Source organism: Paraburkholderia sp. SIMBA_054, assembly GCF_046534875.1.
GTDB classification, from domain to species: domain Bacteria; phylum Pseudomonadota; class Gammaproteobacteria; order Burkholderiales; family Burkholderiaceae; genus Paraburkholderia; species Paraburkholderia hospita.
The window spans coordinates 1-230 of record NZ_JAWRXV010001854.1; the positions used below are offsets into that span (position 1 = coordinate 1).

The 230-nt window shown below is 70.0% G+C and carries 1 pseudogene; it reads left to right on the forward strand.

Features of this window, described 5'->3' with window-relative positions:
- Nucleotides 1-230 (forward strand): annotated as a pseudogene (locus tag SB822_RS61460) (hypothetical protein); the annotation flags it as partial.

Genomic DNA, 230 nt, shown 5'->3' on the forward strand with positions numbered 1-230 from the left:
CGTTCGGCGTGGTGGGCACCGTGGCCTATGGCGTCTGGTTCAATAGCGACCAGCAGACGTATGCCGAGGCCATCGCCCGCGCGCGCCAGGCGTTGCGTATGCCCACGCCGAACAACGTGGCGTCGGCGCTCGCGAAAGCGTCCGCGCAGGCAGACACTGCGCTCGCGACCAGCGCGCAGGCTGCACCGCCTGCAGCCGCTATCGTGGGAGCACCGCTCGTGACATCCGCG